The organism is Sellimonas caecigallum, from assembly GCF_019754295.1.
Lineage (GTDB): Bacteria > Bacillota > Clostridia > Lachnospirales > Lachnospiraceae > Sellimonas > Sellimonas caecigallum.
The window spans coordinates 451,857-473,516 of the sequence record NZ_VIRV01000001.1; the positions used below are offsets into that span (position 1 = coordinate 451,857).

At 46.8% G+C, this 21,660-nt stretch carries 19 protein-coding genes; 1 reads left to right on the top strand and 18 read right to left on the bottom strand.

Annotated elements, in window-relative coordinates:
* Positions 1-70: 70 nt before the first annotated feature.
* From lgt to FLB61_RS02160, 14 genes are read right to left on the bottom strand one after another with little or no spacing between them, the layout of a single operon-like run.
* Positions 71-985 carry a prolipoprotein diacylglyceryl transferase gene (gene lgt, locus FLB61_RS02095; RefSeq protein ID WP_221919263.1) on the bottom strand — a complete coding sequence of 305 codons (915 nt, stop codon included), beginning with the start codon at positions 983-985 and terminating at the stop codon, positions 71-73.
* 21 nt (positions 986-1,006) lie between these two features.
* Positions 1,007-2,107, bottom strand: a complete 1,101-nt coding sequence (ychF, locus tag FLB61_RS02100; RefSeq protein WP_087201950.1) for a redox-regulated ATPase YchF — start codon at positions 2,105-2,107, stop codon at positions 1,007-1,009.
* A 28-nt stretch (positions 2,108-2,135) separates the two neighbouring features.
* Entirely contained in the window at positions 2,136-2,837 is a 702-nt protein-coding gene (locus FLB61_RS02105; RefSeq protein WP_087201882.1) for a thiamine diphosphokinase, read from the bottom strand.
* Entirely contained in the window at positions 2,830-3,492 is a 663-nt protein-coding gene (gene rpe, locus FLB61_RS02110; protein ID WP_087201884.1) for a ribulose-phosphate 3-epimerase, read from the bottom strand. Before rpe ends, FLB61_RS02105 begins: the two co-directional genes overlap by 8 nt.
* Positions 3,493-3,503: 11 nt before the next feature.
* Positions 3,504-4,382, bottom strand: a complete 879-nt coding sequence (rsgA, locus tag FLB61_RS02115) for a ribosome small subunit-dependent GTPase A (protein WP_221919264.1) — start codon at positions 4,380-4,382, stop codon at positions 3,504-3,506.
* Between the two features lie 34 nt (positions 4,383-4,416).
* Entirely contained in the window at positions 4,417-6,510 is a 2,094-nt protein-coding gene (pknB, locus tag FLB61_RS02120; RefSeq protein ID WP_221919265.1) for a Stk1 family PASTA domain-containing Ser/Thr kinase, read from the bottom strand.
* Complete coding sequence (locus FLB61_RS02125; protein WP_087201890.1) at positions 6,504-7,247, bottom strand: Stp1/IreP family PP2C-type Ser/Thr phosphatase; 744 nt, start codon at positions 7,245-7,247, stop codon at positions 6,504-6,506. Before FLB61_RS02125 ends, pknB begins: the two co-directional genes overlap by 7 nt.
* A gap of 10 nt (positions 7,248-7,257) precedes the next feature.
* Positions 7,258-8,292 carry a dual-specificity RNA methyltransferase RlmN gene (rlmN, locus tag FLB61_RS02130; protein WP_087211566.1) on the bottom strand — a complete coding sequence of 345 codons (1,035 nt, stop codon included), beginning with the start codon at positions 8,290-8,292 and terminating at the stop codon, positions 7,258-7,260.
* Positions 8,293-8,294: 2 nt separating this feature from the next.
* Entirely contained in the window at positions 8,295-9,602 is a 1,308-nt protein-coding gene (rsmB, locus tag FLB61_RS02135; RefSeq protein ID WP_221919266.1) for a 16S rRNA (cytosine(967)-C(5))-methyltransferase RsmB, read from the bottom strand.
* Positions 9,595-10,296, bottom strand: a complete 702-nt coding sequence (locus tag FLB61_RS02140; RefSeq protein WP_087201896.1) for a zinc metallopeptidase — start codon at positions 10,294-10,296, stop codon at positions 9,595-9,597. The genes rsmB and FLB61_RS02140 overlap by 8 nt, the downstream gene beginning before the upstream one ends.
* A gap of 27 nt (positions 10,297-10,323) precedes the next feature.
* Positions 10,324-11,259, bottom strand: coding sequence for a methionyl-tRNA formyltransferase (gene fmt, locus FLB61_RS02145; RefSeq protein WP_221919267.1), 936 nt, complete (start codon positions 11,257-11,259; stop codon positions 10,324-10,326).
* 14 nt (positions 11,260-11,273) lie between these two features.
* Positions 11,274-11,738 (bottom strand): peptide deformylase, encoded by a 465-nt coding sequence (def, locus tag FLB61_RS02150; protein WP_087201900.1) that lies wholly within the window; start codon positions 11,736-11,738, stop codon positions 11,274-11,276.
* 27 nt (positions 11,739-11,765) lie between these two features.
* A complete protein-coding gene (gene priA / locus FLB61_RS02155; protein WP_221919268.1) occupies positions 11,766-13,994 on the bottom strand; it encodes a replication restart helicase PriA in 2,229 nt (742 codons plus the stop codon).
* Complete coding sequence (locus FLB61_RS02160) at positions 13,973-15,460, bottom strand: UDP-N-acetylmuramoyl-L-alanyl-D-glutamate--2,6-diaminopimelate ligase (protein WP_221919269.1); 1,488 nt, start codon at positions 15,458-15,460, stop codon at positions 13,973-13,975. The genes priA and FLB61_RS02160 overlap by 22 nt, the downstream gene beginning before the upstream one ends.
* A 161-nt stretch (positions 15,461-15,621) precedes the next feature.
* On the opposite strand from FLB61_RS02160, the gene FLB61_RS02165 reads away from it, so the two are divergent.
* The gene (locus tag FLB61_RS02165; protein WP_087211557.1) at positions 15,622-16,488 is read left to right on the top strand and encodes an arginase; all 867 of its coding nucleotides are present in this window, start codon (positions 15,622-15,624) and stop codon (positions 16,486-16,488) included.
* 241 nt (positions 16,489-16,729) lie between these two features.
* Here the strand turns inward: FLB61_RS02165 and FLB61_RS02170 are convergent, their stop codons facing one another.
* The 4 genes from FLB61_RS02170 to FLB61_RS02185 all read right to left on the bottom strand — a co-directional run bounded on the left by FLB61_RS02170 (position 16,730) and on the right by FLB61_RS02185 (position 21,502).
* Positions 16,730-18,253 carry a Mur ligase family protein gene (locus tag FLB61_RS02170; RefSeq protein ID WP_246599059.1) on the bottom strand — a complete coding sequence of 508 codons (1,524 nt, stop codon included), beginning with the start codon at positions 18,251-18,253 and terminating at the stop codon, positions 16,730-16,732.
* A 22-nt stretch (positions 18,254-18,275) separates the two neighbouring features.
* Complete coding sequence (gene cuyB / locus FLB61_RS02175) at positions 18,276-18,977, bottom strand: cysteate racemase (RefSeq protein WP_221919270.1); 702 nt, start codon at positions 18,975-18,977, stop codon at positions 18,276-18,278.
* Between the two features lie 41 nt (positions 18,978-19,018).
* A complete protein-coding gene (locus FLB61_RS02180) occupies positions 19,019-20,230 on the bottom strand; it encodes a carboxylate--amine ligase (RefSeq protein WP_087211554.1) in 1,212 nt (403 codons plus the stop codon).
* 69 nt (positions 20,231-20,299) lie between these two features.
* On the bottom strand, positions 20,300-21,502 hold the full coding sequence (locus FLB61_RS02185; RefSeq protein ID WP_221919271.1) for a DNA polymerase Y family protein: 1,203 nt from the start codon (positions 21,500-21,502) through the stop codon (positions 20,300-20,302).
* Positions 21,503-21,660 lie beyond the last annotated feature (158 nt).

Here is a 21,660-nt window from a genome sequence, read left to right on the forward strand (position 1 = left end):
TATTTTCAAAAGTCCAGTGTGGGGCCTTGATATTTTGTTCCTTTTTTCATACACCACACGGAGATGATATCTATTTGCCAAAAAATCGTTTTTTCGACCTGCCAAACATCCCGCCTCCCCGCGGCTTGATGTGTCCATTCTGTCCTGCACGCTTGTATATAAAATACATGGCAGAAAACAAGACAAGAAAAACAGATATAACCTGGGAAACAGGGCTTTCAACACCCGGTATCAAAAGGGAATCTGTCCGGAACCCTTCAATCCAGAATCTTCCGAGGCCATACCCCAAAAGAAAAATCAAAAACAGCTCCCCATCCTGCTGTCTCTTCTTCGATGCCAGGAAGATACAGACTGCAAGAAGTAAACACCAGACTGATTCGTACAGAAAAGTCGGATGAACCTGCACAAAATTTGTCTCCTCAATCTGCACAACATGATTGCGCATCATCTCCGTCACATCAGCCGCACGTACAGCTGAGACAGGAATCTGCATGGCAAAGATTCCGTCTGTGTACTCGCCAAACGATCCTCTGGCAAAAAAGTCTCCCCATCTGCCGATGGCAATCCCAACGGCAAGTCCCGGCGCAGCTGTGTCCAGCACAACAAGCGGATAGAGACCTTTGATTCTGGACATAAGAAAAACAGCGCCCGCTCCTCCCAGCAAAGCGCCGTAAAGGGCAAATCCTCCCTCGGAAAAGCGAAAAAAACTGGCCGGGTCATCTTTTAGATACTCTAAGGCAAAAGCCGCGTAAAACAATCTTGCCCCAATCACGCCGAAGGCTGTGACTGCAATGGCGATTTCCAGATAATCTTCTGCCTTTTGTCTCGTCTTCACTGCCCTCACGCACGTAACTGCAATTCCCGCCGCAAGAGCGATCCCCATCAGGATTCCATAATATGAGACAGAAATTCCAAATACGGATACGGAAACCGGCACATCCCCGAACCAGATCCCGAGATTTGGAAAAAATACCGCATTCTGCATATACTTTCTAACCCCTGTTCTTTATACGTTGAAACGGAAAAGAATCACATCTCCGTCTTTTACTACATACTCCTTACCCTCGGATCTGACAAGCCCCTTTTCTTTTGCAGCTGTCATTGTCCCGCATGCAATGAGATCGTCATATGCCACGACCTCAGCCCGGATAAAACCACGTTCGAAATCCGAATGGATCTTGCCGGCTGCCTGCGGAGCTTTCGTCCCTTTGCGTATTGTCCATGCCCTTACTTCCGGTTCCCCTGCCGTCAGGTAGCTGATCAGCCCAAGCAGGCTGTAACTTGCCTTGATAAGTTTCTCGAGACCGGATTCTTTTAATCCGAGGTCTTCCAGGAACATCTGTTTTTCGTCATCTTCCAGCTCCGCGATTTCCTGCTCGATTTCCGCACAGACAACAAAGACTTCATACCCGGCCTCTTTTGCGTATTCCCGAACCTTTTTTACGCCTTCATTAGACGCTCCGTCATCTGCCAGGTCGTCTTCTGATACATTGGCCGCAAAAATAACAGGTTTATATGTCAGCAGATTGTAGCTTACGATCCACTCCTGCTCTTCCTCATCCCGGATATCGTCGAAACTTCCCGCCATCTTTCCTTCTTCCAGATGTGCTTTGATCCGTTCCATGAGGTCAAGTTCTTTTGCCACAGTCTTATCATTTCGAGCCGCGCGGACTGCCTTGCTGATTCTGCGCTCCAGCACCTCAATATCAGAAAAGATCAGTTCCAGATTGATCGTCTCAATGTCTCTAAGCGGATCGATGCTTCCGTCTACATGGACGATATTGCTGTTTTCAAAACACCGTACGACATGAACAATGGCATCCACTTCCCGGATATTTGCAAGAAACTGATTTCCAAGTCCTTCTCCTTTGGACGCTCCCTTTACAAGTCCCGCAATATCCACAAACTCGATCACTGCAGGCACAACTTTTCTTGTCTGATACATATCTGCAAGCACATTCAGCCTTTCATCCGGCACCGTCACGACGCCCACATTTGGATCGATCGTACAGAACGGATAGTTTGCCGACTCCGCACCTGCTTTTGTAAGGGAATTAAAAAGCGTACTCTTTCCAACATTTGGTAATCCAACAATTCCTAATTTCATCTCAATTTTTCTCCATTCTTTTGTTCTATTACAGGGCATGCGCAGAACGCACCGTCTCCTGCTCCCCGCATTCGTCTCTTGTTTCCATCAAAAGGATCTTTCCGAATGCAAAGGAAATTACCGCCTCTTCATCCTGTATCTCGTTGCTGACACACAAGCTGTCGCAAGGCTTCAGGTAATGATTTTCCAGGGGGTATTTCGCACCCTTGATGGTAAGACGCTCCACATCCCCATTCCATGGGAATACGGAAAAATATTTGCCGAACGCCTCTGCCTTTTTCAGATGAATCTCCTGTCCTCCGTCAAAGAGGCGAATCCGATTATGCCTGTCCAAAATCTCTGCTTCCACATTGGCGGAGCTTGCGATCTCCAGCGACTGGACTGTTGCCCATACATGGTCGAGCCGGTTTCCTGTAGCTCCGAGAAGGATCATTTTGTCACATCCAAGTGTGATGGCAAGCCTGATCGCAATCTCTGTGTCCGAGGCGTCTTTTACCGGATTAAATTCCCGGATCGGCACGTCTGTCTCATCTCTGTAATATCTGATCACTTCCTCTTTGATACTGTCAAAATCTCCTACAATATAATCCGGAAGCACCTTATTCCGGTAAAGAACCTCAAGCCCTTTATCTACTCCGATGATTCTTTTCTGGGGATAGGCATTCAGCACGGACAAGACAAATGCGTCATTTACATCCCCTCCAGTTATGATAATCGTAATCCTACTCATACTTTTTCAAAATCTCCATCATTGCTTTCGTGTTTGCAGCCGGGTCGCCTCCGAACACTGCAGAGCCTGCCACAATGACATTTGCGCCTGCATCCAGCACATCCTCCACATTCGTCGTGTAGATCCCGCCGTCCACTTCGATATCTGTCTTTACATTCTTCTCTTCCACCATAGCTTTCACATCCCGGATTTTCTGAAGGGAATCCGGAATAAATTTTTGTCCTCCGAATCCCGGATGTACGCTCATGATCAGGATCATATCCACCATTTCAAGATACGGCGCCAGCTCTGCTGCCGGCGTCTCTGGACAAATCGATATGGCAGCTTTTTTTCCACAGTCCCGGATTTTTTCAATCGTTTTTTGCACATCTGAACACGCCTCCAGATGAACTGTGATGATATCTGCGCCCGCTTTTGCAAATTCTTCCACATATCGTATCGGCTCCTGTATCATCAGATGGACATCCATAACCTGATCCGTAGCGTTTCGAATGGATTTCAGTACCGGCATCCCGAAAGAAATACTAGGTACAAACATTCCATCCATCACATCAAAATGCAGATATTCTGCCCCACTTTCCTCCGTCATCTTCATCTGCTTTTCCAGACACTTGAAGTCCGCTGCAAGAATAGACGGTGCCAAAATATACTTCATGTCTACCTCCTCTAGTAACGTCTTTTTTCTTCCAGTTCCTTGTACATTTCCAGATAGTTTTTATAACGGCTTTCGGGGATTTTCCCTGCTTCCAGCGCCTCTTTGACTCTGCATCCAGGTTCATGTATATGGCTGCAGCCCTGAAAGCGGCACTCTCCCTCATAAGGCTCAAATTCCCGGAAATACATCTTCAAATCCTCTTTTTCAAAATCGTTGACATAAAGGGAACTAAATCCCGGCGTATCCATAATATAAGAGTATTCGTCCAGCGGAAAAAGTTCGGAATGTCTTGTCGTGTGTTTCCCTCTCTCAATCTTCCTGCTGATATCCCCTGTCTCCATGCCAGCTTCCGGATGGAGAAGGTTAATGAGGGATGACTTTCCTACTCCCGACGGTCCTGCCAGCACTGTCGTCTTTCCGTGCAGAGCCTGCCGTACCATATCGATATTTTCTTCTTTTGCCGCGCTTGAAAAGATCGTCGGATAGCCGCATGTCTCATAGATTGACTGCAGCTTTTTCCACTCTCTGTCTTCTGACAGATCTTTTTTATTAAAACAAAGAACGACAGGAATCTCCTTACATTCCATCATGACGAGAAACCGATCCAGAAGGTTCAGATGCGGTTTCGGTTTCGTCACAGCAAAGACAACTAATGCCTGGTCGATGTTGGCCACAGCCGGCCGGATCAGTTCGTTCTTTCTCCTATGGATCTCCGTGATGTTCCCTGTCTTTTCTTCTTCATCCAAAATGTCGATTTCCACATTGTCGCCGACAAGTGGTTTTCGTTTTTCTTTTCGGAATGCTCCTTTGGCCTTGCATTCATAAACACCGGATCCTACTACGTGAACGTAGTAGAATCCGGCAATCCCTTTCACAATTTTTCCTTGCATGAAAGTCTCCTGTCGTATTTTTTCCGGCACTGCCTTAAGCTCCCTTGCTCACATAAAAGACAGTCTTTCCGTCGCTTCCCGTCTCATGCCGGATTACTTTACCTGTTTCCACGGATGAGCTTTTCTCATATTTAATCGTATAATCTTTGATTCCGTGTTCAGATGCCCATGCTGCAATATTGGATTCCCAGATACCTTTGGAATCCGTAGAGGATGATCCCGTGTTGCCGTCCGGATCCTCTGTTCCGGAATTACCGCTGTCCGGATTCTTATTGTCATCTCCGCTATCAGTTCCGCTATTGCCTTCATCCGGATTCTTTCCTTTGCTGACAACGTACGAAATCGTCGTGCCTTTGGAAATTTCCCCACTCTTTAGTGACTGGGAAATGATCATTCCTTCTTCGTACGTATCGCTGTACGTCTCAGAACGGGATACGGAAATTCCATTGCTGTCCGCCCAGGAAATCAGATCATCTTCCGGCATTCCCACAAAATTCTGTACCGTCACTGTCTGGGTAGATGGGTTTTCCCCTTTGCTCACGTAGAGAGTAACTTCCGTTCCTTTCTCCACTTCCCGTGCAGCGGAAGGACTCGTTCGGATGACCTCGCCCTCTTCGTACTCATCACTGTATTCTTCTTCCGTTCCACCCACTTTCAGGCCTTCATCTTCTATCTTACGGGTAGCTGTGCTGATGTCATCTCCTGCAACATCCGGCACTGCCACCATCTCCTGGCCTTTGCTGAGCGTCACTTCGATAGTAGAACCTTTCTTAGCCTGTTTTCCATATGCCGGCGTCTGGTCGATGACAGTTCCTTCTTCTTCATCGGATGCTTCTTCCCCTGCCACTTTCAATTTAAATCCTCGCTTCTCAGCGGCATCCCTTGCCTGTGCCTCTGTAAGACCAGAAAGATCCGGCACATCAACCTGTTCTTTTTCTTCTACCTGGGTTCTTTCCGATCCAAATATGCCAAACGCTTTTCCGATACCGAACACCGCCGCGCAGACAGCCAGAACCGCAATCAAAATCATAATAATTTTCATCGTCTTGCTCATGCGAGGTTTTGTGCCTTTTTTGCCTCTTGCATGATACCGGTCGTCATCATCGTACCGATCATCATATTCATCATCATAACGGTCATCGTATGGTTCATCGTACTCGTCATCGTATTCGTCATCATCATACTCATCATCGTACTCACCGTCGTAACGTCCCGTATAACGATCCTGTATCTTCCGCCTCTCAGCATCGGTAATAGCCACGGTCTCAGACCCTGCTGCCGCTGCCGCCGTATTTCTCACAAAATCTCCTTCTGGATCTGATAGGGAATGGCGCAGATCCTGGGAGAGCAGCGTCACGTTCGGATAACGCTTATCTGGATTTTTCTGTGTACATTTCAGGATGATCTGCTCCAGACTATACGGGATATCCACATACTCTGAAGGAGGAACAATCTCCTCCTGGAGATGTTTGACAGCAATGGCTACTGTCGTCTCCCCATCAAACGGAACCCGTCCTGTAATCATCTCATACATGGTAATACCGATAGAATAAATATCACTCTTCTCATCGGAAAACCCTCCCCTTGCCTGTTCCGGGGATGTATAATGGACAGATCCCATGGCGTTAGAGCTTGTCGTATTGGAACTTGCAGCTTTGGCAATTCCAAAGTCTGTAACCTTTACCTTCCCTTCATTGGAAATGATAATATTCTGCGGTTTAATGTCCCGGTGAATAATATGCCCTTTATGTACCGCCTCCATGCCGGCACATACCTGCAGGGTAATACTGATGACTTCTTTTGGCGTCAGTCTTCCCTTCTTGGCAATATATTCTTTCAGCGTAATGCCTTCCACCAGTTCCATAACCATATAGTACAGTCCACGATCCAGCCCCACATCGTAGACATTGACAATATTCGGATTCATGATACCAGCCGCAGCCTGTGCCTCCGAACGAAATTTCTTTACATATGTCTCATCTTCCCGGTATTCTTTCTTCAGTACTTTGACCGCCACATACCGGTTCAGCATCTTATCGCGGCCTTTATAGACATCGGCCATCCCTCCGGCGCCGAGTTTGCTTATGATCTCATACCGCTCCCCTAATACGATACCATCTTTTACCATACACTCACCTCATCTGCATACGGCTCTGCCAGAATTACCCCTATGTTGTCTGCACCGCCGTTTTCATTTGCTCTCTGTATCAAATTTTCTACTGCTTCCACAATATCGCGGGAACTTTTTACGATTTGGAAAATCTCGTCGTCATCTACCATATTTGTCAGCCCGTCGCTGCACATCAAAATGATATCTCCACCTTTCAGACGATATTCAAAAAAGTCCGGCTCTACCCTTTTCTTGACGCCGATAGCCCGCGTGATAATGTTTTTATCCGGATGGTGCTTTGCTTCTTCTTCTGTCAGTCCTCCAAGCCTTACCATCTCTTCTACCATGGAATGGTCTCTTGAAAGCTGTCGGATTTCTTTATTTATCAAATACAGCCTGCTGTCCCCCACATTCGCGAAATACAAAGTGCGGTCCATGATAGTGGCAGCCACAAGTGTCGTCCCCATCCCTTCCAGCCTGCTGTCGCTTTCTGCTTCCTGTATCAGTTTCTCATTTGCAGTCTGAATCGCACTTCCGATAATTGCTTCCGGGTGCGTCTCTTTGCTGTTTCGTACTTCTTTCTCCAGAACTTCCACTGTATATTTGGAAGCAAAATCTCCTGCCCGGTGTCCTCCCATACCATCGGCCACCACAAGCAGATTCGGAAGATTTCCAATCGGCTGATCCGTCGCAAACACGTAATCCTGATTGATTTCCCTTCTTCTTCCAATATCAGTCATTGAAAATGTTTTCATTTACATCTCCTTATTCTTGTCTGTGTTTTATTCTCAACTGACCACAGGCTCCATCAATATCAGAGCCCATTTCCCTTCTAATAGTAACATTAATCCCATTTTTTTCAAGATTATTTTGAAAAATCATGGCAGATTTTTTGTCAGGTTTCTGAAAATCCCGCTCCTTTATCGGATTGACTGGAATCAGATTCAGATGGCAGTTGCGATGCTTCAAAAGACGCGTAAGTTCCGCTGCATCTTCCGGCGTATCATTGACTCCATGGACAAGACTGTACTCAAATGTCACTCTGCGTCCGGTTTCTCTGAAATAAAAATCACATGCATCGAGCACTTCTGAAAGATCGTATTTATTTGCCACCGGCATAAGTTTTTTCCGCTTCTCCTGTGTGGAACCGTGAAGAGAAAGCGCAAGCGTGATCTGCAGATGTTCCTCCGCCAATCTCCGGATATTCGGCACGATGCCGCACGTAGACGCTGTGATGTTCCTCTGGCTGATATTGAGGCCGTCCGCATCGCTTACCATCCGGATAAAACGGACAAAATTGTCGTAATTGTCAAGAGGTTCCCCCGTTCCCATAATGACAATGTTGGATACACGTCCGCCGCTTAATTTCTGCACCTCGTACACTTCCCGCAACATTTCAGACGGAGTCAGGTTTCTCACAAGCCCTCCAATGGTAGATGCACAGAAACGGCATCCCATCCGACATCCAACCTGGGACGAAATGCAGACACTGTTTCCGTGCTTATACTTCATAAGCACACTTTCTACCATATTGCCGTCACTTAACTCAAAGAGAAATTTGTTTGTTCCGTCTATCCGGGAAATCTGCCGCTCCACGAGTTTTACCTGCGCGATCTCATAGTTTTGGTCAAGCTTTTCCCTAAGTGTTTTTGAAAGGTTGCTCATCTCATCGAAAGACTGGACGAGCTTCTTGTGAATCCATTCGTAGATCTGTTTTGCCCGGAATGGCTTTTCCCCGATTTGTGCCATCTCTTTTTGTAACTCTTCCAATGTATAAGAACCGATATCTTTCTTTTCCATCTTTAAGACTCCTGTTTTTTCAGTACCGCAAGGTAAAAACCATCGCACGGATCGATGCCCGGCAGATACTGCTTTTCCTTTTCCAATACAAACTCCGGATATTCCCCAAGAAACCATGCGGTATTTTCCTCATTTTCTTCTCTGTTAATCGTGCATGTGCTGTACAATAGACAGCCTCCTGGCTTCACATAGTCTTTCACGACAGAGAGCATCTTTCTCTGAAGTTGTGAAAGCTCTGTGGTCTGCTTTTCTGTCATCCTGTAACGGATATCTTTTTTCCCTGAGAGGACTCCAAGACCTGAACATGGAAGATCAGCGATCACAATATCCGCCTTTTCACAAGATGCCTCATCATACACGAGAGCATCCATCCTGACTGCCTCCACATTTCTCATACCGCATCTTTCGATATTTTCTTTCAGCAGCCCTACTTTATATTCCGTCAGATCACGCGCCTCCACATGACCTGTCCCAGCAAGTTTTTCCGCCGCATGAAGCGCCTTCCCTCCAGGCGCAGCGCACACATCAATGATATAGTCCCCCGATTTCACAGGAAGACTTTCCACCGCCATCATCGAACTTGCATCCTGCACATAGAAAAGCCCTTCTTCAAAACTTTCCAGAAAACCAAGGTAGTCATACCCGGATATAAGAAGTGCATATGGCAAAAGCGGATGTTCCTCTGCCTTTTCCACTCCTTCGGCCAAAAGCCTGTTTGTTAAGTCCGCTTTTGAAATCTTGTCCGGATCGAACCGGATACAAGTCGGTTTTTCCCTTTGAATATCCTGCAGAATCGTCTCTACTGTATCTTCAGAGTAGGCCAAAAGCCATTTATCTATGATCCACTCCGGCATGGAATACTGAACAGACCAGCAGAGGCTTTTCGGCTCTTTCGGATATGTAATGCTGGAAAGATTTCTCCCGATATTTCTAAGCACTCCGTTTACAAATCCCGCCAGACTTTGAAATCCCTTTTTCTTTGCCAGCTTGACCGCCTCGTTGCAGACAGCGGAATCCGGAACATGATCCATATATTTCATTTGATAGACAGAAATCCGGAGGATCATACAGATAACCGGTTTCATTTTTGCTGATTTTACTTTGGAAAACTGATCGATGATGTAGTCAATCTCTATCAGATGTTCCAGCGTTCCTTCCACGACCCTCGTGACAAAGGCCCGCTCTTTTTTATCGATATACTGATATTTTTCAAGAATATTCCGAAGAGCCAGATGCGCCGGCGCTCCTTCTTTCAAAACAGAAAGAAGCACCGCCAGAGCAAGCTCTCTCTCATTTGTCGTTTTAGTCATTTCGTCGTCCTCCTGTTAATATCAGGATTCGCAGAAGCTGAAGAATGGCCGACGCCGCACCTGCCACATAAGTAAGGGCAGCTGCCCGGAGCACTTTTCCCGCTGCAGAGAGTTCATCCGGATAAAGCATTCCCGTATCTCCAAGAATACGGATCGCACGGCTGGAAGCATTGAATTCCACCGGCAGCGTCACAAGCTGAAACAGAACTGCAAAAGAAAATGCAAGGATTCCCAGATTGATCAGCATGGCGGAGGACTCACTGTGAAAAAGGAGTCCAAAAAGAATCAATGGCCAGGCAATGGCTGATCCAAAATTTGCCACCGGCACGATCGCACTTCTCAACTTTATCGGCGCATAGCCTCTGGCGTGCTGAATCGCATGTCCACACTCGTGTGCCGCTACTCCGATGGCTGCCACGGATGCAGAATTGTACGTCGTATCTGAAAGATGAAGTACTTTATTTCTCGGATCATAGTTGTCCGTCAGGTTTCCCCTGATATGCTCGACACGCACATCATAAATTCCGGCTCCTCTCAGCACTCTTTCTGCTGCTTCTCTTCCTGTCATCCCTGTGTGACTCCGCATACGGCTATATTTTGCGTAAGTGGATTTCACACGTGCCGACGCCGCCATACAGATCAGCACGCCGATGATGACCAGACTGTATGTGGGATCAAAATAGAAAAATGGCATGTATGTCTCTCCTTTATACTGCCGGTACTATGAAAGTACCGTTCCTTCTTTGATCTTCGCTCCCCTTAAGAAGGATCCTGCATCCATTCTCTTTTTTCCCTGGATCTGTAGTTCCCGGACTATAAGCAAGCCAAGACCTGTTTTTACCGTGAACGCATCTTTTTCCACGCGGACAATCTCTCCTGGCACCGCAGTTTTCGGTCCTTCTTCTTCCGATACGTCCGCCGCCCACAGTTTCATTATTTTCCCGTCCCAGGTAGTATATGCACTTGGCCACGGATTTAAACCTCGGATCAGCCTTTCGATGGACGCTGCGCTGTCTTCCCAGCGAATTTTTCCCAGCGTCTTGTCCAGCATCTTGGCATAGGCAGTCGGGCTTTCTCCCTGCTTGCTTGGTATGACTGTTCCTGCTTCCATCTGTCTTAATGTCTCTACGCAAAGTGCTGCCCCTGCTTTTGCAAGTTTGTCGTGAAGACTTCCGCCGGTCTCTTTCTGATCCAGCACCACTTCCGTCTTCAGAAGCATATCTCCCGTGTCAAGACCTTCATCCATCTGCATTGTCGTGACACCGCTTACCTGCTCTCCGTCAATGACCGCCCACTGGATCGGCGCCGCACCTCTGTATTTCGGCAGAAGCGATGCATGGACATTGACACATCCATACGGCGTCATCTCCAGAATCTCCTTTGGCAAAATCTGCCCAAAAGCAATTACTACCATAATGTCCGCCTGATAGAACCGAAGCTTTTCTATACATTCTGTTTCCCGGATTCTCCTTGGCTGATATACCTCGATCCCGTATCTTAAAGCCGCTTCTTTGACCGGCGGAAACTGCATCTCGTGTCCCCGTCCTTTTGGCTTATCCGGCTGTGTTACCGCAAGAACAACCTCGTGCCCAGCCTCGATCAGTGCCTCTAGCGTACCTACCGAAAATTCCGGCGTCCCCATAAAAATGACTTTCATTGTCTTCCTCCTCTTTACTCAGCACTGTTGTCATGGATCCCATCTTCTGCAAGCCGCATGTACATCAGTCCGTCCAGATGCTCGATCTCATGACAGAAAGCCCTGGCAAGAAGGCCTTCTCCTTCCAGGATGACCTCTTCCATATTTTCATTCAGCGCCTTCACTTTCACATGATTCGGCCTCGTAACAACGCCGTATTTGCCCGGGAGACTTAAGCATCCTTCTTCCCCTGTCTGACTTCCGTCTGTCTCAAGGATCTCCGGATTGATCAGCACGATCGGGTTTTCTCCCACATCGATCGTAACGATGCGTTTTAAGATGCCCACCTGCGGCGCAGCAAGTCCCACGCCCATAGCGTCGTACATTGTGTCAAACATATCCTTGATCAGGATCTGTGTCCGCAGTGTCATTTTGTCTACGCTTTTGCATTTCTTTGTCAGAACTTCATCTCCGACTTCTCGTATCTTTCTGATTGCCATGATTTTCCCTCTCTTTTTCTATAAATTTTAAAAGGACTGTACCGGATCAAAATCGAACTGGATTCGTATTTTTGAAAATCCGGCATTGACCTCTATATACTGTTCCATTTTGTTTTTTGTTTTTACAAGCACTTCGTAGTCCGGATGCTTTACGTACAGTACCTTTCGGTACACATCCTTGATCTTCCCGATCGGCGGACTGGCTGGACCTATAATCTCCATCTTATCATTGTGTTTTGTCTTTTCTGTGAACATTTTCAGATAATATCCACCCTTTTCCAATAATGCACCGTCCTCGGAACTCATCAGCACAGCCATCAGATGCTCTGCCGGCGGATACCCCATCAGCTCTCTGTAGCGCATTTCTTCCTCAAAAAACGTCTCATAATCTTGTTTGGCAGCCGCCCGGATACTGTAGTGATCCGGACTGTATGTCTGGATGACCGCTTCGCCAGGTTCGCTCCCTCTTCCGGCCCTCCCCGCAGCCTGACAAAGAAGAGAAAATGTCCGCTCTGCTGCGCGGTAATCGCTCGTGTAAAGAGACATATCTGCAGCAAGGACACCTACAAGCGTCACATTTGGAAAATCGTGTCCTTTGACGATCATCTGGGTCCCGATCAGGATATCCGCCTCCTGATTGGAAAAGGAGGACAGGATCTTCTCATATCCTTCCTTTTCTCTCGTCGTATCCATATCCATCCGAAGGACTCGCGCCTCGGGAAACGCCTTTTTTACCATGTCTTCAACCTGCTGCGTGCCTGCTTTAAAAGCCCCGATGTGTCTGGATCCGCATGCCGGACATACCGTCGGCACAGGTTCTTCATGCCCGCAATAGTGACATACCATCCGATTTCCTTTGTGCCAGGACAGCGATACGTCACAATGAGGACATTTTACTACATATCCGCATGACCTGCAAGACAGGAAGCCCGCGAATCCTCTCCGGTTAAGAAAAAGCATGACTTGCTGCCGCTTGAGAAGTCGTTCTTTTATCTTTTGGCTGAGGCAGTCACTTAAAATGGACCTGTTTCCGTTTTTCAGTTCTTTCCTCATATCTACCGTGGTCACATTCGCCATACTCTGGCTTCCTGCCCTTTTTCTCAAACGGAGCAATGTGTATTTCCCTTTCCTGCATCGGTCAAACGCTTCCATAGAAGGGGTTGCAGAGCCTAGCACTACGCTTGCCCCGCAAAGCTGTGCCAGTTTTTCTGCCGTCTCCCTAGCATGGTACCTGGGCATCTGTTCGCTTTTATACGTGGTCTCGTGCTCTTCGTCAATCACAATGAGCCCAAGGTCCGGAAATGGCGTAAATAGCGCCGATCGCGGGCCGATGACTACATCGATTTTTCCGGCTTTTGCACGTTCGGTCTGATCATACCTCTCGCCTTTGGATAATCTGGAATTCATGATTGACACCCGGTCGCCAAAATTTCTCACAAAGCGTATAACTGTCTGATAAGTCAGTGCAATCTCCGGAATCAGGACTACCGCCTGTTTTCCCGCCTTCGTTACCGTACGTATCATCTCCATGTATACTTCCGTCTTTCCGCTTCCCGTCACACCGTATACGAGATAAGTGCCGCGCTTTCCGCTTTCATAATCCTTCCGAAAATGGGAAATTGCGTTCTCTTGCTCTGGCGTAAAGGTAAGTTCTTTCAATTCAGCTGGTTTATGTCTCACAGGATTTCGAATAATCCTTTCGGCTGAAACTTCCAACACTCCTTTTTCTTCCAGAGCCCGGATAACAGGAGATGTGATATTCAGTTTTTTCGTAATCCATGTGTAGTCAACTTCCTCATCTTCCAGAAGCGCAGCAAGAAGACGCGCTCTCGCCCGCTGATTTTTCCGAAGGAACGACTCAAGCAGTGTTTTTCCTTCTTCTTCTGATATGAGCCGTCTTACGATCTTCTTTTCTTTCTTCTTTTCTTTCTTTTTGATAGGAAGGACTGTCTTGAGAGCCTGGATCATCGTCCCTCCGTAATGCTCTCTCATCCAGGCTGCAAGGGAAAGAAACGTCTCTTCCACCGCCATCGTATGCGGGGCCCTCTCCAGGATTTCCTTGATCTTTGCGGGATCATAACGGCAGTCGTCTGCAAATCCTACGATGTATCCTTTCCGTCTCGCGTTCCCCTTGCCGAACGGCACGATAACTCCGTCTCCAATGATAAGCTGTCCTTCCAGCTCTTCCGGAACACGATATTCGAAAATACGATCCAGCTTTTCGTGTGTGATGTCTATGATGATCTGTGCATACATGCTTCTTTTACCAATCTCCGTTCGTCCATTTCATATTTTATTCCTTGTATTTCCTGGTATGTTTCGTGGCCTTTTCCAGCCACCACAATGATGTCCCCCTCTCGAGCCATCCCTACCGCAAAGTCCACCGCCTTTCTTCGGTCCGGGATTTTTATATAATCCCCTTTCGTCTCCCGGATTCCCTCTTCGATATCATCCATGATATCCTCCGGGTTTTCCCATCGTGGATTATCCGACGTGATAACAGTCAGATCCGAAAGCAGACCCGATACGCGCCCCATTTCGTATCTTCTGTCCTTTGCCCTCCCCCCACCGCATCCAAAGACGGTAATAAGCCGATGCGGCCGGTACTTACGCATTGTGTCAAGAAAGCTCTTAAGACTCATAGCGTTGTGTGCATAATCGATGACAGCCACTGCACCTCCCGGAATTTTGATAAACTCGGCTCTTCCTTTTACTGAAAACTGTCTCAGAGTCTTTCGGATTTTTTCTTTGTCCACACCCATCATCCGGCAGACCGCGATCGCCGCCAGCGCATTGTACACCGTATATTCCCCTGGGACAGGGATCGCGTACTCCGTTTTGTCCTGTGTAAATATTACCCCCGGCCTTCCATCGACCCACGTATCCGTGAAAATATTCTCTGCCCGGAATCTTCCGCTTCGTATCCCATAAGTGATCTTGCGGCACGGAGTATCACGGAAAACAGCGTCATATCTTTTGTCATCCCGGTTTCCGACCCCGAAATCACTCTGGAGAAAAAGTTTTCTTTTACACTCCAGATATTCCGCCTCATCGCTATGCTCAAATCGGCTGATATGATCTTTCCCGAGATTCAGAAAAATACCGATATCAAACATGATGCCATATGTCCGTTCAAGCTTAAGTGCCTGACTGGAAACTTCCATCACACAGATATCGCAGCCGTTTTCTCTCATTCTCCCCAACTCTCTATGCAGGCATACTGCGTCTGGCGTTGTGTGCACGGAGGGAATGCTTTTTTCCCCATCGAACTGCTCGATTGTTCCTAAAAGCCCGACACGATATCCTGCATCTTCCAGAATATGCCGTATCATATAAGCGGTTGTTGTTTTTCCCTTCGTCCCAGTCACGCCGATCATGACAAGTGACTCTGCCGGGTATCCTTCGTAGGCGGCTGCAAGAACAGACAACGCCTCCCTTTCATCTTCCACGAGAATGCCTGCACATTCATTTCCGGCTTTCAAAATGGCTTTTAGCTCTTCTTTCTGTTCTTTTGGTGCGGCTACCAACGCCGCTCCTTTTTCTATGGCTTCCCTTCCATATGTGATTCCATCGCAGACACTTCCCCTGATGCAGACGAAAATACTTCCGGGGATCACATCCCTGGAATTGCTAAATACTCCTGTGACCTCCGTATTAGGGATTTCTTTCGTGCCTTCCAGCCTTTCATATGCGATCGTATGAAGAAGTCCCGAAAGTTTCATATTCCATGAGTTCCCGATAGCTCTTTCTATCAATATAAGTAATCATAACATAATTGTTACTTTTCGCCAACCGCCTACTTCCATCGGGGCATCTTGTTATTTCATACTTTCCGTGTTATACTGAAATCCTGTCAAAGAATAATTTTTCATTGGAGGTTTTTATGTTCAGTATTTTTGGATGCCCGATGCACCATGGGGTAGGTGCTCCGGGACTCAAATACAGTCTGGATTATCTCAGAAACAGGTATGAGAATCTCCGGATCGCAAAGCTGCCTGAGATTATCATGGAAGAGGATGCTTCCACCCCTCTTAAAAATTTAAATACGGTTGCCGCTACATGCCAGAGTATCGCCCAGTATATGTATTCTGTGCTGGAGATTGGAAAAACTCCGATTTTTCTTGGCGGGGATCACAGTGTCGTCATGGGATCCGCCTCCGCATCCAGTGTCTACGTGAAAGACACGTTTGGGGAAGATACCGGTTTGATCTACATCGATGCCCATGCGGATATCAATACAGACCAGACGACAGTGACCGGAAATATCCACGGTGTTCCGGTTTCTGCGCTCCTGGGAATGGGAAACCCGAAACTGACTGGCTTTTTAAAAGAGGGGCCGAAATACAAGCCAGAAAATATCGTTTACCTGGGACTTCGGGATATTGATCCACCGGAACTTACGATCCTCAACGAGCAGAAGATTCTCTACTATACCTATGAGGAAATCTGTGACAAAGGGCTTGACCAATGTCTTACCGAGACGATCCGACATCTTTCTCATCTGAACCACATTCATCTGAGTTTCGACATTGATTCTATGGATCCTGACATCATGCCGGGCGTCTCCGTACCTGTACCGGGCGGATTTGACGAGGAAGATGTGTTTCTGATGTTCCGCAGGCTTATGAATGAACTTCACATCCTTTCGTACGACATTGTGGAATTCAATCAGGAGTACGATAAGGGCAACAGGACTGCTGATTTCGTCTCTGAACTTGTGGATTTTATCGAAAAATCAGGAAAGAATTGAAAAAATACCTGATACAACAATAAGTTGAAACGTAAATGTCGGCTCTGCACCATATTTTGTTCTGGCTATGTGTATTAACTCGCGCAGCATCTGTTCTCTGTTTTCTTCCGTGCAGAAATATTGGTATGGGTGGCTGACTGACGCAGTATTAGTTTGCATCATTTGTGTTTTTACTCCGATTGCGTCATAACGAGAGAGAAAGCGGGCAAGAAGCCGTTAGGCTTCCTGTCCGCTTTTCGTCTTATTTCCCGCTATCGTATTCTTCTAAATATTTCTTTACGTATTCCACATCGGACGGACAGTCAATATACTCACATCCATATTTCTGCCGCGTCTCATTGCCTTTTCCAGTCACGAGAAGAACCGTCTTGTCTTTCGCTTCCCGGATGGCGGTACGGATGGCTTCCCCACGGTCTTCGATGATGGCATACGGACAATGCTGCGCTTCCACATACTGGGCAATGTCCTTTGAAATGTCCTCTGCCGGCTCATATCCAGGATCTTCAGCTGCCAGATATACTTTCTCAGCGTATTTTCCGGCGATAGTCCCAAGGTCTCTTCTGCGGATATAAGCTTTTTTCCCCGGACATCCAAAGATCGAAACGATTCCATAATCCGGATACTCTTCTTTTGTGGAAGAGAAAAGCTTCTCAAAACTCAGTTTATTGTGCGCATAGTCTACGATGGCGATGATCTTCTTGTCTTTGCTTGCGTACAATTCCATCCGCCCGCTGGAACGTGCCCTCTGGAGTCCGGAATGGGCAAACTGTCTCGGAATACCAAGAATCTCCGCCGCCGCGATTACGGCCAGTGCATTCTCCACATTGAAAAGACCTGGCATAGTCAGAATAAATTCTTCGTCAAAGTCTTTTGCTTTCACGGAAAACTTCGTTTCATGTCCGTCTTTTCGGATATTATAACCATAATAGTCTGCTTCTTCACATTTTGTGCTGAAAGTAACCATATCCCCGGCCGCCTTCGCTTCCTCCAGGATCCGATCTGAAAAGTCTGCGTCGAGATTGACGACCGCATGTTTTGTCTGGGCAAACATTTTCATCTTGGAAGCAAAATAATCGGCAAAATCAGGATGTTCAATAGGGCTGATATGATCTTCTGAAATATTCAGGAAAATTCCCACGTCAAAGATCAGATTATCTACCCGATTGTATTTTAATGCCTGGCTTGACACTTCCATTTCCACGAACTCGATTCCACTGTCAGCTGCATTTCGGAAATGTCTTTGAAGCTCTACCGCTTCGGGCGTCGTGATGTGTGATTCCACTCGACTTACCCCATCATAAATATCGATAGATGAGATGACCGCACTTTCTTTCTTCCCGAGGTGCTCCATATAATCATCCACGACAGCCTTCATATAGTAGGCAGAGGTGGATTTTCCTTTTGTTCCTCCGATTCCGATAACCGTCATATCTTCCCACGCAGAATGGTAGAAGAAGTCAGCAAGGACCGGCATAGCCTTTCTGACATCCTTTACGATCAAATATGGGACATCCTTTGTAAGGCTGTACTTTTTCTCACTTACATAAAGGACAGCGCCTTTTTCCACTGCACTTTGCAGATACTCTTCCTTAAACGCAGCCCCCTTGCAGATGAAGATCGTATCTTCCTTTACTTCCCGGGAGTCATAGGTTAATATTCGGGCTTTCTTGTCTTCCTGTCCGAAAAGTTCCGCCTCAAGAAGCATCCCCTTTTCTTTCAGAAGTTCGGCATATGTTTTCAGCGTGTCGCTTTTCATCTGTGCCATATGTTTTCTCCTTTATTGCTGTTTATTTGTACTGTGCGCCTGAGCGCAGGATGGATTCCCGGATCAGGACATCCATAGCATCCTGACAGATTGCCGGGAGGACGTGATCTTTTTTAAAGACGGAAATCTCCGTGCATGCGAGGATGACCGCATCACAGTCTTTTTTGATAAACTCTTCCATCGTCCGCTCAAATTTCTGGTAATCCCCCTTTTTTCCTGCCTTTACATCGTCGTAGATCAGAGACATCACATCTCTTTGTCTCTGTTCGGACGGTGAGACAGCCTCGATCCCCAGCCTTTCGCATTCTTTGTGGTAGATACCGGAAGAAATCGTTCCGTCTGTCCCCATAATGCCGATCTTTCTGACACCTTCATATCTGTCTGCAGCGTATCTTACCGCTTCCCTTGGCATATGGATGATGGGAATATCTGTCATAGCCTGGATCCGATCGTAAAAATAGTGTGACGTATTGCATGGGATCGCGATATGGTCCACATGAAGCAGCTCCATGGCATGTACATCTTCCCTCATGGCTTCCAACAGCTCTTTGTCTTCTCCGCTTATGATGGCTTTTGTCCGGTCCGGCATCTGGGCATGGCTTAAAATCGCCATATTGATATGTTCCTGGTCACAGTCTGCCTTCGTATGGCGGATGACTTCTTCGTAAAAATATGCGGTTGCCTCGGGTCCCATACCGCCGATGACTCCTAATTTTCCTTTCATAGTCCCCTCCTTATATAGTGCAAAGATGCCCTTTCCTGCTCTTAGCTATAGTACTTTTTAAATTTGATAAAGTGACTGAAATGAGTCCGAACCATGCGGTAGAAGCGGTGCAGTCCCAGATCTCCCCTCTTAAATACAGGATTGACCATCTTCTTCTCTTTTATCAGCCTTTTCATCAGAGCTTTTGATTTCGGATCTTTCACGTATTTGAATGCTACCGCTCTCGGGACAACCATCCAGAGATGCTCCTCCTTGGCCGTCTCAAATTTCAGTTCTTTGCCGTAGACATACTCTTCCACTATATATTTTGCAACGTTGAATCCAGAGCCAGTCACATAATAGTTGCTGCGCCCCTGTCTTGTATTGATCTCGAAAAATTTGTATTTCCCGTCCCTTTTATCGTATTTGATATCAAAATTGGAAAATCCCACATAGTGAATATCTTCCAGAAGATTTTTGACACGCTTCATCAGACCGTCGTTTGGTTCTGTAATGATCACTGCATGGTTTCCGATACCGTGCGGCGTGTGTTCTTCCAAAAGTACATGGCCAAGGCACATCATTTTTACCTTTCCGTTTCTGTCCGAATAGGAAGTAAGCACGCGCATATATTCGTCGTTCCCCGGAATCATATCCTGTATGATCAGATCATCATCATACCCTGCGCCGTAAATCTGGCCGATCACAGTCTCCAGCTCCTGTCTTGATTCGATGGTATATACTTTTTTCTGTGTATCAAAAGGATGCTCCCAGTACTTGATGCTGTCAGATGGCTTCAGGATAACCGGATAAGGGAAGTCAATCTTAAAATCCATGGACATGCCGTTTTTATAAACAAATGTACCTGGATAATCTACTCCGTGTTTTTCACACAGGTTATAAAAAGTTTCTTTTTGCTGCAGACTGTTCATCAGGTCAAAGTCGATATATGGAGCAATGATATTCGGCTCCAGCTCTTTTTTGTGCTTGCTGATGAGCGCTACATAGCTGTCTCCGCATCCTACGAGCACGATCTTCTTATCTTTACGTTTCTTTGCAAATGTGTTGACTGTTTTCAGAAAATAGTCATCGGTATCGATCTTCGGATTGGCATGATACTCGATCATTTTACTCTGATAGCTTGGACCTGTCGGGTATTTCCCGAAGATATATGTCTTTACCTTGTACTGCTCATAGAAAGCTCTTGCCACACTGTATGTGTTGATGTCCCCTCCAAGGAGTACAGGTACGAATTCTCTCTGCACAAATTCCATCTTTTTCTTCCTCTTTTCTCGTTATTCACATCATTTTATTATACCTCTCACAGAAAATGCTGTCAAACGCTATTTCCCGTCCATCAGCGTCCCACGGAATACCGCGTCATCCCCAAATTTCTTCTTAATCTCATCGAGAGCCTGGTCAAGTTTCTGATGCTTTTCATCCTTCTTTTTTTCTTCCATATAGTCAAAAAGATTCATCTGCAAAGGGACGTCTTCTTCATGAAGCTTGGCGGTACGGATTCCCAAAAGCCGGATGGGTTCTCCGCTCCATAGTTCTCCGAACAGTCTGCACGCTGCTTTATAGATGACACTGTCCGCCTGTGAAGGTGTGTCCAGTATCGCCTGATGGGATACATTCCGAAAGTTGGCATAGCGTATCTCCACACTTACCATTCCCGCTTTCTTCTGCGCCTTTCTGAGTCTTCGCCCGACGCTTTCCGACAATGAAAGGAGAACCTTCCGGGCCTCTTCCGCCGTCTCTGCATCCCTGGAAAGTGTGATGGAATTTCCTATCCCTTTTGCTTCTTCCGCCTCCGAGCGAACGATATCATCCCCGATTCCATTGGCAAATTCCCAAAGTGTCCTGCCATGGCTCTTCAGATGAAGGGAGAGGAAGTTCGGATCTGCTTTTGCCAGCTCTCCTATCGTCCGGATCTCCAGCTTTCTCAGCACTTCTACGCTGGAGCGTCCCGCCATATAGAGCTCAGACACTGGAAGGGGCCACATTTTTTCCGGCATCTCCTTTGGGAAAAGTGTGTGAACACGGTCCGGCTTCTCAAAATCGGATGCCATTTTTGCCAGCAATTTGTTGGTAGAAACCCCGATGTTGACAGTAAATCCAAGCTCATCTCGGATCCGGTTTTTAATATCAAAAGCTCCTTCTATGGGATCTGAAAAGCGATATGCGATCCCGGTAAAATCCAGGAAGCATTCGTCGATGCTAAGCTGCTCAATATCCGGTGTGTAATCTTTTAAAAGATTCATCATCTGTCTGCTGTACCAGGCATAGAGTTTATGATCCGGTCGCTCCATTCTGAGATCCGGGCATTTTTTCAGGGCATTTACAACCGGTTCGCCGGTTCGGATGCCAAATCGTTTTGCCGGGATAGATTTTGCCAGCACCACCCCGTGACGCGATTCCCGGTCGCCTCCGATAATGCACGGGATATCTCTGAGATCCTCGTCTGCACCTTTTTTCAGATACTCTATGGCTGTCCAGCTCAAATACGCCGAATTCACATCAATATGAAAGATTGTCGGACACATAGCAGTTCCCCCTTTGCTTTTCGGACTGCACTTGTTCAGGGTGCAGGATATTCTCCAAATCTATCTCTATATTAACAGCAAAAGAGGCAGGATTCCAGTCTCATCCTGTCTCTTTTCCAGATTGCATCCTTAACTCAATGCTCATGTGCCATAAAGTA

What these genes read in the sequence shown, in the direction of transcription:
- lgt (WP_221919263.1), bottom strand. Translation starts at nt 985, where the DNA reads ATGCAGAATGCGGTATTTTTTCCAAATCTCGGGATCTGGTTCGGGGAT.
- ychF (WP_087201950.1), bottom strand. Translation starts at nt 2,107, where the DNA reads ATGAAATTAGGAATTGTTGGATTACCAAATGTTGGAAAGAGTACGCTT.
- FLB61_RS02105 (WP_087201882.1), bottom strand. Translation starts at nt 2,837, where the DNA reads ATGAGTAGGATTACGATTATCATAACTGGAGGGGATGTAAATGACGCA.
- rpe (WP_087201884.1), bottom strand. Translation starts at nt 3,492, where the DNA reads ATGAAGTATATTTTGGCACCGTCTATTCTTGCAGCGGACTTCAAGTGT.
- rsgA (WP_221919264.1), bottom strand. Translation starts at nt 4,382, where the DNA reads ATGCAAGGAAAAATTGTGAAAGGGATTGCCGGATTCTACTACGTTCAC.
- pknB (WP_221919265.1), bottom strand. Translation starts at nt 6,510, where the DNA reads ATGGTAAAAGATGGTATCGTATTAGGGGAGCGGTATGAGATCATAAGC.
- FLB61_RS02125 (WP_087201890.1), bottom strand. Translation starts at nt 7,247, where the DNA reads ATGAAAACATTTTCAATGACTGATATTGGAAGAAGAAGGGAAATCAAT.
- rlmN (WP_087211566.1), bottom strand. Translation starts at nt 8,292, where the DNA reads ATGGAAAAGAAAGATATCGGTTCTTATACATTGGAAGAGTTACAAAAA.
- rsmB (WP_221919266.1), bottom strand. Translation starts at nt 9,602, where the DNA reads ATGACTAAAACGACAAATGAGAGAGAGCTTGCTCTGGCGGTGCTTCTT.
- FLB61_RS02140 (WP_087201896.1), bottom strand. Translation starts at nt 10,296, where the DNA reads ATGCCATTTTTCTATTTTGATCCCACATACAGTCTGGTCATCATCGGC.
- fmt (WP_221919267.1), bottom strand. Translation starts at nt 11,259, where the DNA reads ATGAAAGTCATTTTTATGGGGACGCCGGAATTTTCGGTAGGTACGCTA.
- def (WP_087201900.1), bottom strand. Translation starts at nt 11,738, where the DNA reads ATGGCAATCAGAAAGATACGAGAAGTCGGAGATGAAGTTCTGACAAAG.
- priA (WP_221919268.1), bottom strand. Translation starts at nt 13,994, where the DNA reads ATGTATGCACAGATCATCATAGACATCACACACGAAAAGCTGGATCGT.
- FLB61_RS02160 (WP_221919269.1), bottom strand. Translation starts at nt 15,460, where the DNA reads ATGAAACTTTCGGGACTTCTTCATACGATCGCATATGAAAGGCTGGAA.
- FLB61_RS02165 (WP_087211557.1), top strand. Translation starts at nt 15,622, where the DNA reads ATGTTCAGTATTTTTGGATGCCCGATGCACCATGGGGTAGGTGCTCCG.
- FLB61_RS02170 (WP_246599059.1), bottom strand. Translation starts at nt 18,253, where the DNA reads ATGGCACAGATGAAAAGCGACACGCTGAAAACATATGCCGAACTTCTG.
- cuyB (WP_221919270.1), bottom strand. Translation starts at nt 18,977, where the DNA reads ATGAAAGGAAAATTAGGAGTCATCGGCGGTATGGGACCCGAGGCAACC.
- FLB61_RS02180 (WP_087211554.1), bottom strand. Translation starts at nt 20,230, where the DNA reads ATGGAATTTGTGCAGAGAGAATTCGTACCTGTACTCCTTGGAGGGGAC.
- FLB61_RS02185 (WP_221919271.1), bottom strand. Translation starts at nt 21,502, where the DNA reads ATGTGTCCGACAATCTTTCATATTGATGTGAATTCGGCGTATTTGAGC.